This is a genomic window from Streptomyces colwelliae (assembly GCF_048158785.1).
Classification (GTDB): Bacteria; Actinomycetota; Actinomycetes; order Streptomycetales; family Streptomycetaceae; genus Streptomyces.
This window is the reverse complement of the sequence record NZ_JBLTJC010000343.1, coordinates 1-10,980: the sequence shown is the minus strand read 5'-3', so window position 1 is coordinate 10,980 and position 10,980 is coordinate 1. Positions and strand designations below refer to the sequence as shown.

8 protein-coding genes and 1 pseudogene are annotated in these 10,980 nt (G+C 68.6%); all 9 read left to right on the top strand.

What is annotated here, in order from left to right:
• Positions 1–126 precede the first annotated feature (126 nt).
• Positions 127–600, top strand: a pseudogene (locus ACNFOC_RS42790) (type VII secretion integral membrane protein EccD); the annotation flags it as partial.
• A gap of 54 nt (positions 601–654) precedes the next feature.
• Entirely contained in the window at positions 655–2,217 is a 1,563-nt protein-coding gene (gene eccB / locus ACNFOC_RS42785; protein WP_416964405.1) for a type VII secretion protein EccB, read from the top strand.
• 222 nt (positions 2,218–2,439) lie between these two features.
• Positions 2,440–2,778: a hypothetical protein gene (locus ACNFOC_RS42780; RefSeq protein WP_019065061.1), complete on the top strand. Its 339-nt coding sequence runs from the start codon at positions 2,440–2,442 to the stop codon at positions 2,776–2,778.
• A gap of 67 nt (positions 2,779–2,845) precedes the next feature.
• Positions 2,846–3,169 (top strand): WXG100 family type VII secretion target, encoded by a 324-nt coding sequence (locus tag ACNFOC_RS42775; protein ID WP_043678268.1) that lies wholly within the window; start codon positions 2,846–2,848, stop codon positions 3,167–3,169.
• A gap of 115 nt (positions 3,170–3,284) precedes the next feature.
• Complete coding sequence (locus ACNFOC_RS42770; protein ID WP_416964404.1) at positions 3,285–3,737, top strand: type VII secretion system-associated protein; 453 nt, start codon at positions 3,285–3,287, stop codon at positions 3,735–3,737.
• Positions 3,738–3,837: 100 nt separating this feature from the next.
• Positions 3,838–6,930, top strand: coding sequence for an AAWKG family protein (locus tag ACNFOC_RS42765; RefSeq protein WP_416964403.1), 3,093 nt, complete (start codon positions 3,838–3,840; stop codon positions 6,928–6,930).
• A gap of 40 nt (positions 6,931–6,970) precedes the next feature.
• Positions 6,971–7,420 carry a YbaB/EbfC family nucleoid-associated protein gene (locus ACNFOC_RS42760; RefSeq protein ID WP_416964402.1) on the top strand — a complete coding sequence of 150 codons (450 nt, stop codon included), beginning with the start codon at positions 6,971–6,973 and terminating at the stop codon, positions 7,418–7,420.
• 7 nt (positions 7,421–7,427) lie between these two features.
• The gene (locus ACNFOC_RS42755; RefSeq protein ID WP_266862952.1) at positions 7,428–7,784 is read left to right on the top strand and encodes a hypothetical protein; all 357 of its coding nucleotides are present in this window, start codon (positions 7,428–7,430) and stop codon (positions 7,782–7,784) included.
• Positions 7,785–7,802: 18 nt separating this feature from the next.
• The coding region (locus ACNFOC_RS42750; RefSeq protein WP_521986455.1) for a WXG100-like domain-containing protein at positions 7,803–10,980 on the top strand (3,178 nt) is incomplete at its 3' end.

The window sequence follows — 10,980 nt, the reverse complement described above, 5'->3', positions numbered from 1 at the left end:
CCGGTGCCCTGTCGCTCGACGACGCGGCCGCGGTGATCTGCCGCCGCAGCCGGCTGATGCAGCGCACGGCGGCACGCGGCGGCATGCTCGTCGTCGAACTGTCGGCCGCCGAAGCACGGCAGCACACGGGGCAACGACGTCGCCGTACGCACCGAGCTGGCCGGCGAGTGGATGACCGCGCTCTACGGCGCGACGGGCGTGCTCTCGTCGGCCTGCCTGGTCGCGCTCGCCCGCCGCCCGAGCCTCCCGGCGCTGCTGTGCGCGCTGGTCCTGTCGCTGCTGCTGCTCCTGCACGGCCGGGGTCTGGTGAACACCGCCCAGCGTCTGGTGCTGGTGCTGCCGGGCGCGTGGGGTCTGCTGCTGCTGGCGTTCGGCTGGGGGCTTCGGCTGTCCGGCACCGAGCGGACGCTGCTGGTCGCGGGCCTGCTCGCGGTGGCGGCGGCACTCACGGTCGCGGTGTGGACCGTACCGGGACGGCGCATGGTCCCGTACTGGGGGCGCGCGGCGGAGATCCTGCACTCCCTGCTGGCGATCGCCCTGCTGCCGCTGACCCTGTGGCTGCTGGGCGTCTTCGGCACCCTTCGCGGCATTTTCGGCTGACCGCCCGCCAGGGCCGACCCGACCAGAACCTGAACGACCGAGCAGGAGGAAAGCGTGCGGTCGAAGCGCGACCAGGTGCAAGCGCACACGTTCATGATGGGCCGCCTGACCTCGGGCATGCTGCTGGCCGACCCGGACGCACCGGAGAGCCCGCTGGGCCGTACCAGCCGGGGCGCCCTGGTCGGTGTGGTCGTCGGTGTGCTGTTCTGCGGCGGGGCGCTGGTGTTCGGGCTGCTCAAGCCGGGCGGCAACGACGCCTGGCGCAGCGGCGACACCCTCATCGTCAACAAGGACACCGGCGCCCGCTATCTGTACGCCGACGGCCGGCTGCGCCCGGTGCGCAACTACGCGTCGGCCGTGCTGATCGGCGGCGCCGACCTGACGACCACGTCGGTCGGTTCGGCGTCGCTCGCGGGCACCCCGGTCGGCAGGCCGGTCGGGATCACTGGCGCCCCCGACTCCGTACCGGGCACCGGCGACCTGGAGTCCTCGCCGTGGGAGGTCTGCTCGACGGGCTCCGGCAGCCGGACCACCCTCGTGCCGGGCGCCCCGGTCGAGACGGACCCGGTCGGCGCGAAATCGGCGCTGGTCGTGAAGGGCCCGGACAAGCACACGTACCTGGTGTGGCAGGGCAGCCGGCTTGAGCTGGACGAGGACTCGGGCGCGGCGGAGTCGCTCGGCTACGCGCCCGTGACGCCCCGCCCGGTGTCGGCGGCCTTCCTGGACGCCCTGGTGACCGGCCCCGATCTGGCCACCCCGAAGGTCGAAGGACGCGGCACGACCGGGCCCGAACTGGGCGGCCGGGCCACCCGGATCGGGCAGGTGTTCCGCGTGGTGGCGGGCTCGGGCAACCAGGAGTACGTCCTTCAGAAGGACGGCCTGCACCCGGTGACGGACACCCAGTCGGCGCTGCTGCTGGGCGATCCGGACACCCGCAAGGAGGCCTACGACGGAGGGGCGCCGAACGTCGTCACGATCGACGTCTCCGACCTGCGGGCCCATCAGGCACCGGGGTCGGCCGGCACCGACCCGTCGGTCGCCGGGCTGCCGGACAGTCCGCCGAGCGCGCTGGCGCTGCCGGCGGGCGAGTCGGTGTGCGCCCAGGTCGACCCGGCGGGCGGACAGGTGCGGGTGACCTCGGTACGGGTCGCTCAGTCCGCGCTGTCCCCGACGGCGCAGGCCGATCCGACGGCGCTGACCGCGGCCTGCGTGACGGTCGACCAGGTGGTGGCACGGCCCGGACACGGCACGCTGGTACGGGCGTTGGGCGCGGCCGGTGAGACCGTCGGCGACACCACGTTCCTGGTCGGCGACGACGGCGTGAAGTACCGCATCCCGGACTCCAACGCGCTCGCCGCCCTCGGCTACGACGGGGCGACGCCGGTGAAGGTGCCGTCCACGCTGCTGTCGATGCTGCCGACCGGGCCCGAACTCAGCGCCCAGGCAGCGGCGTCGGACTCCGGCTCGGTCGGCGGAGGCATGGGCGGCGCGGCCGCGCAGTGCGGCACGGGCGCCGGTACGGGCGGACGGTCCGGGATCGAGGCCGGTCTGCCCGGGATCGCCGGGCAGGCCCCGGCGGGAGGCTCCCTCAACTCGGCCTCGGGTGCCGGGAACTGACGAATTCACGCCGATTGGAGATCGTGTTCACGCCAAACCGGGTTCACTCCAGAACCATTGCCCGCGGAAGCGCGTGTTCCGGTCAAGTTGCTTACCGGTAAAAGCCTTTGAACGGAAGCTGTCGGCAAGCTCAGATCTTCCTCAGTTCGTTGTCAGCGCAACTTCCGTCAATCTAGGCTCAGTTGTACTCGTACCTGAGATCGACTTACGAAAGGTGGGACGATGGCTGGAGATGGCCAGCAGTCAAGCGAAGGTTCGACCCGGAACGGAATCCAGGCCCTGGAGAGCGCTTTCAGCGGCATCGTGAAGATCCGTCAGGACGTCGACAGCACCCGTTCCACCCTGGGCAGCGGCTACCAGGGCAGCGACGGCGGCCAGTACGGCCAGCTCCTCGCGCAGTGGGACGGCCAGTGCAACGTCATCCTCAAGAACCTCGAGGACGTCATCGACCGGCTGAACCAGAGCCTCGTGGAACACAACAAGACCCAGGGTTCCTCGAACGACTCCATCAACCAGGCGTACAACGCGTCGCAGTCGGCCTTCGACCAGCTCGCCGGCTGACCGACGCCCGCTTCCCCGTGACCTCGCGGTCACGTCCGATCCCCACATCGCGTAAGAGAGGCAAGCTGTGGCAGACAACCTGTCCGACGGTGTCATCTACGTCAGCTACAACCACATGTCGAACGCCGCGGACGACATGGTGGCGCAGACCAAGGCGATCGCCCAGACACTCTCCAGCCTTGAGCAGGAACTCGGCGAGCTGTCCAAGACCTGGTACGGCAACGACGCCGACACCTACCGCCAGAAGCAGGCGGCCTGGGACGGCGCGGTGCAGAACATGGAGACGCTGCTCACCTCGCACTCGCAGCTCCTCAACGAGATCTCGAACAGCTACAAGTACAGCGAGAACTCGCTCAGCCAGATGTGGTCCGAGGTCACCATCGGCCGCTGAGCCGGCCGGCTCCACCGCACCGACCGGTCTCCTCGCGGTCGGTGCGGTCCGCTCCTTACCGTTCCGTCGCCGCGCCGTACACCGAGCTCGGCGCGTTCCGCCCGCGGAGGCACCCATGGCTGATCTGACCCATCTCGACGCGACCGCGTTGAAGAACTTCAAGAACACCGACGTCGCCGACTTCATCAGCGATCTGCTGGAAATCCGCAAGGACAACCCGGCGGGCGTCCGGTCCCTGAAGAACCTGATCGCCGAGACCGGTGCCGGCTCGGCCCAGGGCCTCGCCAAGATCCTGCGCATCGGCCTGATGAACGGCGGCGACAGCTCGGACCCGGTCGGCGGGGGCACCCTCGTGGAGGCGCTCAAGACGCAGGCGACCGCGCTGGACAAGATCCTCACCGGTCAGAAGACGCTCTTCGACGACATCGACGACGCGCTGGACGAGACGATCACCACCCTGCTCAAGACACAGGGCGACAGTCTCGACAAGATCGACGGCGAGAAGCTGCTGGACATCTTCGACACCGTCGACGGCGACATGAGCGGCAGCGACTCGAAGACCTCCTGAGCCCGGTGCGGCGCCCGCCGGCTCCTGCTGAGCCCCGGGCGCCGCACTCCGCTCCCTCCCCGTCCTCGCCCCCACATTCCCAGCAGCGGAGTTCCGCCTCATGAGCACTCCTCCCTCCGGGTCCCCCACCATCGACCCGGACGACTACTTCGCCCAGGCCGTCACCTACTTCACCGGCTATACGATCCCGACCCGGTCGAGCCTGTTCACCAAGCTCAGCAGCAAGAGCGACGACTCCTTCGGTGACCTCAAGCTGTTCCGGATGGACATCCAGGGCATCGACATGCGGTCGGTGACCGCGGCGGACTACTCGGCGATCGGCGGCTGGCACGTCAACTCGGGCGAGGACTACGACCTCGCCTTCTACGACGCCGGCGGGGACGGCAAGCACAACAGCGTGGAGATGAAGAAGGCCCGGATCGTGATGATCGGCGTCACCGTCGACGAGAACGGCCGCGCCACGCTCTGGAGCGGTGGGGACATCGTCAGCGGCGGCGCGTTCGAGGGCTCGTACTCGCACACCCAGTGGGACTCGGGGCCGATGGCCCAGTACATCTCGGGCAGCAAGCTGGTCCTCGACCACCTGCTGGCGTCGCCGTACTCGACACAGGGCTTCTCCTACAGCGGAATGTCGGTCGTCGACGCCAACGCCGTCGACATGCTCTCCTTCGAGAACACCGGGCAGTCCTTCGACCGGGTGGTGCAGTTCTTCAAGGACCACTCGGACATCGTCAACCAGTGGATGACCTCGCTCGGCGAGGACCAGGCGGCCTGGAAGGGCAAGGCGGCCAGCCTCTTCTGGCATCTCCTGGACGAGCTGAAGACCAACTACGACGGCTACGTCTCCCAGTTGGGCGGCCGCGACTACACGGCGACCAACAGCACCCTCGGCGGCTACGTCCCGAAGTCGAAGCTGAGCGACGCGCTGGCCGCCGCGCAACTGGCCCTGAAGAACGCGGTCACCGCGATGCAGGCCGCGTGGAACGACTGGGCGTCGGACGGCCAGCACGACCCGCACTACCACGTGAAGAAGATCCTCGACGAGATCAGTCAGTGGGTCATCAACAACAACATCAACCACGTGCTGGAGGAGACCACCGCCGCGGGCGAGGCCGTCGTCACCACCTATTCGACCACCGACGCGTTCAAGCAGAACGTCCCCGAGTACGGCGACCTCACCCAGAAGACCACCTGGCAGAAGGTCGCCGACGCCGCCGTCAAGAGCTGGTCGGACCACGCGGACTCCAAGCTCAAGCAGCCGTCCATCGACGCGCTCAGCGCCGTGAAGAACGCCTGGGCCGATGTGCAGGACGCCTTCGCCCAAGAGATCACGAACAAGAACAACGAGACGCTCTCCGAGGTCCTCCAGAAGGAGGAGAACGAGATCGCCGAGGACGAGGCCAAAGAGAACCAGGACAAGCTCAACGAGGACCTCAACAACCTCGGGAACAACGTCAACAACCTCGGCAACAACCTGAACAACCTCAACGACAACGTGAACGACAACCTCAACAACCTGGGGGACAACCTCAACAACCTGAACGACGGCCTGAACGACAACCTCAACAACCTCGGCGACGGCCTCAACAACCTCGGCACGAACCTCAACACGAACCTGAACGACAGCCTCAACAACATCGGCGACGGCCTGAATTCGAGCCTCAACAACCTGAACGACGATCTCGGCAACAGCCTGAACAACGTCGGCAGCGGGCTCGACGACCTCAACAACCTCGGCGGCGGCAGCGACAGCCTGCTGAACGGCGACGGTACGGGCGTCACCGACCCGACCCAGCTCGCCAGTTCCATCCTGAACGGCGGCCTCAGCCCGTCGCTCCTGAACGGCAACGACACCACCAAGGACGGCTCGACCACGCTCAACTCCCCGACCGGGGGCACCACTCAGCTCAACGGCGACGGCACGCTCACCACGACGTTCCCGGACGGCTCCACCCAGACCATCGACCCGGCGACCGGCCTCGTCACCACCACGAACCCGGACGGCACCACCTCGGTCGGCCAGCTCAACCCGGGCACCACCATCACCAACCCGGACGGCTCGACCACCACCCTGAACGACGACGGCACCCTCACCACGAAGTTCCCGGACGGCACGAGCCAGACCATCGACCCGACCACCGGCCAGGTCAGCACGCTCAACCCGGACGGCACCACCTCGCTGTCGCAGCTCAACCCGACCGACGGCTCCTTCACCACCCCGGACGGCTCGACGGCCCAGCTCAACTCCGACGGCTCGCTGACCACGCACTTCCCGGACGGCTCCACGGAGACGCTCAACCCGGACACCGGCCAGGTCACCGTCACCGACCCCTCGGGCAACGTCACCACCACGCATCTCAACCCGGGCGACTCCTTCACCAACCCGGACGGCTCGACCACCACGCTGAACGACAACGGCACGCTGACCACGAAGTTCCCGGACGGCTCCGTCCAGACCCTCAACCCGGACACCGGCCAGCTCACCACCACCGACCCGTCGGGCCACACGACCACCACCGACATCGACGGCACCGACCTGCCCTCGTCCTCGATCGACACCAGCGACCTCAACGGCAACGGCATCGACACGAGCGGCATCGATACAAGTGGCCTCAACGGCAACGGCGTTGACACGAGTGGGCTGAACACGAGCGGGCTCAACGGCGGTGGGCTCAACACGTCCGGCAGCGGCCTGGACTCGGGCCTCGACAGCGGCTACGACGACTACGACAGCACCCCCTACACCGGCGGCGCGCTGCGCTCCGACGCCCTCGACACCGCCGCCCTCGCCGCCTCCACCGGAGACCAGAGCGCGTCGAGCGGCACCCCGCTCAACCCGATGGGGATGGGCGGCATGGGAGGTATGGGCGGCGGCATGGGCGGTGCCGGCGGCGGTGGACAGGGCGGCAACAGCGAGCGCACCCGCGCCGTCCTCACCGACCCGTCCAACAGCGCCACCCGGCGCGGCCGGACCAACCGGGCCGCATCCGTGGACGAGGACGAGGACGTCGTGCTGACCCGGCCCACCACGTCCAGCGCCCCGTACCCGGTGGGCGGCCCCGGCAACAACGGCGCCGGCCAGAACGGCCGCTCCACGGAGAGCGGCGACCGCGCCCGCGACGCGTGGCTCACCGAGGACGAGGACGTCTGGGGCACGGACGAGGGCGGTTCACCAGCGGTGATCGGCCGATGAACACGGGACGTTCCGTTCGGGAGAGCACACGAGGTGCCGGATGAGCAGTGAGTCGATCGAGCAGCGGCTGGCCAAGGCGATGGCCGAACTGGAGGCCACCGAGGCCGCGGTGGCGCGCGCCGAGGGCGAACTCGCCCACGCCGAGAGCACGGTGCGCTCGGCGGACCGCGCGGTCGAGGTGACCGTCAGCGCGCAGGGCGACCTGCGCGCGCTCACCTTCCTGGACGACAAGTACCGCACGATGCCCGCCGGTCAGCTCTCCGCGAGCGTGCTGGAGGCGGTGCAGGAGGCCAGGGCACGGATGGCCCGGCACGTCATGGCCACCTTCGAGCCCTTCACCAAGGCCAACCCCGAGGCACCCGAGATCGCCGGCTTCGACGTGGACTGGAACAAGATCTTCGGGCCCGGTGTCCTGGAGGGCCCCAAGGGCGGCCGACGGCGCGGGGCCGGCCGGCTCCGCGACGAGATCAGCGAAGACCCGGAGGACTGAGAAGAAGATGTCGAACGCCTACTCCGCCAGCCCGCCCGCGCTCGTCGCCGGCACCCGGCAGATCGAGCAGATCAGCCAGTTGGCCAATGAGATGATCAGCGAGTTCATCACGGACGTGTCGTCCACCTCCGGCTGGCCCGGATACGACGACGACTTCGCGAAGCAGATGCGGCCGCAGGAGAAACAACAGCGGGAGGGTTCCGTCCAGACCGGCTCGTCCCTGTCCGAGGCCATCGTCAGCATCGGCGACGGCACCCTCACCAACCTCAAGAGCGTGCTGGGCACCCAGAACGGCGTACTGGACGCCATCCACGACTCGAGCACGGGCGACACCGACAGTGGCTCGCACAACGGAAAGCACTGACGCGGCGGACCGCCCCTGATGACCATCCACGCGACGCCCCAGCTGAACAACCTCCTGTTCGTGCTCATCGGCGAGAAGTTCCTCCAGGCCGACGAGGATATGGCCTACGCCAACGGCAAGCCGTACGAGCGGCTGGGCCGGCGTATGCGTGACCTCTCGGACCTGATCGAGCAGACCGCCGGTGGGGTCGGGCGCGCGTTGCCGCCGCAGGTCGGGAACAACTATGTGCGGGCGATGCACATGTTCCTGGACAGCGGCGGCGTCAACTACCTGAAGGATTTCGCCGACCAGCTCGACGGCATCGGGCAGTCCCGCACCAAGTCCTCCATGGACATCATGGAGTCGAAGTGGCAGATCATCGCCGAACTGGTCCGGCTGCTCATCGAGTTGCTGATCATCGCGGTGCTGTCCGCCTTCACCGGAGGTGCCGCCTCCAGCCAGGCCGCGGTGGCGAAGGCCCGCAGCCGGGTCGCCATTCTCACGCTGATGGACTGGCTGCTGAAGAAGACGCATCTGCTGCCGAGCCTCACCGAGGCGATCGAAGAGGCGTTCACCACCTTCGCGGTACGGCTGGCCATGATGCTGGGCGCCCCCAAGGGCCGCCGCCCCAACGGGTTCGACTGGTCGCAGATCGTCCAGGACGGTGTCTTCGGCGCCTTCACCGGTCTGTTCCACGGCGTGCTCACGGACGTCGGCAAGTTCCTGAAGAAGAACCTCAAGAACATCTTCAACGGCCACAACCCGTTCAAGGACATCAGCGGCAACGGGAACAAGTTCAACAACCACAAGTTCGACAACCCCGACGTCAACACCAAGCCCAACCCGAAGCCGACGCCGACCCCGAACCCGAAGACCACGCCCACCCCGACGCCGACCCCGCACCTCACGCCGAACCCGACTCCGACACCCACGCCGAAGACCTTCGGCGACAAGGTGAAGCACGAACTCGGCGAGGACTTCGAGCACTTCGTCACCGAGGGCGGCGCGGAGATGCTCGGCGAGATCGCCACGGCGTCCATCTTCGGCTTCCCGATCAACCCCCTGAACACCTTCCTCGGCGGCGGCCTCAGCTCGGTCAGCGAACGCCATCTGGGCCAGGGCGCGAGCGCGATCGGCAACAAGTTCAACTTCAACACACCGGCGCCGGTGAACACCCTGGGCACGGCGGACGTCCCGGACGACACCGACTCCAACACCGACTCGAACTCGAACCCCGACTCCTCGACGAACGGCCCGTCGTCCAACTCGTCCGTCACCGACGACAGTTCGACGACCACATCGGGCCCCGGCCCGATCAACACCACGTCGAACAACGGCAGTTCCTCGACGAGCGGCAACCCCCAGCGCACGTCCACGAACACCACGCCGACCGAGTCCACCGACCTCGACACGGACCTCACGGACACCCACTTGGACGACGTGAAGGTCGACGGGGGAGACCTCCAGAGCAACGTCCCGCACGGGACGACGAGTACGAGCACGAGTACGAATACGAGCACGAGTACGACCGGGTCCGGCTCGCCCTCGAACACAGGCGGCAACTCGCAGGCCGCCAATCCGCAGGCCGCCAATCCGCAGGCCGGCAATCCGCAGACCACCAGCTCGGGAACTCCGGCGCCCGTGCGGACGGTTCAGGAGCAGCCGCACGGCACTGGTGACGACACGCAGAACACGCCGTCGGGCCAGGACACGGACGAGCCCGCGCAGGGGGCCAGCACCGGTCAGCAGAACGACACCTCGGATATCTCGGACACCTCGGATACCTCGGACACCTCAACTCCTGCGCCTTCTGCGGACGTTCCGGTCGCGAGCGGGCCCAACTCCACCGTCGTTCCGCCGACGACGAGCACGGGCACGGGCACGGGTACGACCGGGTCCGGTGTCCCCACTTCGAGCGGTACGAACACGGGCAGTCCGACGTCCAGTTCCGGTTCGGGTTCCGGTACGCCCTCGAACAGCGGCGGCAACCCGCGCACCACGACATCGGGGCGCCCGGAGAACACGACGTCCGACAGCACGGACAGCACGGACACCACGAACAGCACAGGCACCGACAGCTCGAACACCACGAGCACTTCGAGCCCCACAAGCACGGAGAGCGCCGACACCTCCCCCTCCGATTCCGGCGTCGACAGCAACACCGACACGAACACCGACACGAACACCGCCCCGAGCACCGACACGAACCCCGGAACCAACACCGGCACCGACCTGCCCACCCCCGTCACCACCACCAGCAACAGCGCTCCTCCTACGACCAGTTCGGCACCGGACACCGATCCCGCGCCGGAGGCGACCCAGCCGTCCCACTCCGGTACCGCCACCCCGGCGCCGACATCGACATCGACACCGACTCCGGACCCCGTCCACACCTCCTCGGACCTCTCGTCCACCCCGGCGCCGGACAGCACGCCCGCCCCTGCTCCCGAGCCCGTGGTGCTCACCCCCTCCGTGACGCCCAACACCGCGCCGGAGCCCGGGAGTTACGCGGAGACGCGGGCCACGGTGGTGCCCTCGGAGCGGAGCACCACCTGGGTCGACCCGGTGTCGCGGCCGATCGGGGCGGACGGCAGGCCCACGCAGTACGTGGTGCGGGCCGGGTTCGCCGTACGGCAGTTCAGCCATGACGGTGGGCCCGTCACCGATCTCACCGTCACCTACCGGCTCACCGGCAGCCCGCACCTCGGGTCGCAGGCCGACGGTGTGCACCAGCGGCTGACGGACGGGGTGGGGCGGGTCTTCAACACGCCGGGCCACCGGCTGCGGGACGGGAGCCTGCTGCGCGTCACCGTCGTACCGGCCGACCCCGGCGAGACCGCGCACCTCGACGTCACCCTCACCGACCCGGCGGACGGGATCCCGGCCACCCACCACTCGTGGCCGGCCGACATCTCCGACACCGACCTCGCCCACGAGGTCGGCCATCAGCTCGGACTGCGCGACGAGAGCGGCCTCGACCCGGCCGCCCCGCACCGCGGCGGCACGTCCAGCCTGATGGGCGACCCCACGCGGTCCGCGCCCCCGACCGAGTCGACCTCGTCGACCGATCTGCCGTACGAACCCGGCGGGTTGAGGTCCCATCATCTCGATCTGATCGGCGGGATCGTCGACACCCCGGCGGTCGTGCGGCGGGGTGCCGGCTCCGCGACGGCGGTGTCGCTCGCGGAGTGCACGCGCACGCCTTTGAAGCGGCTGC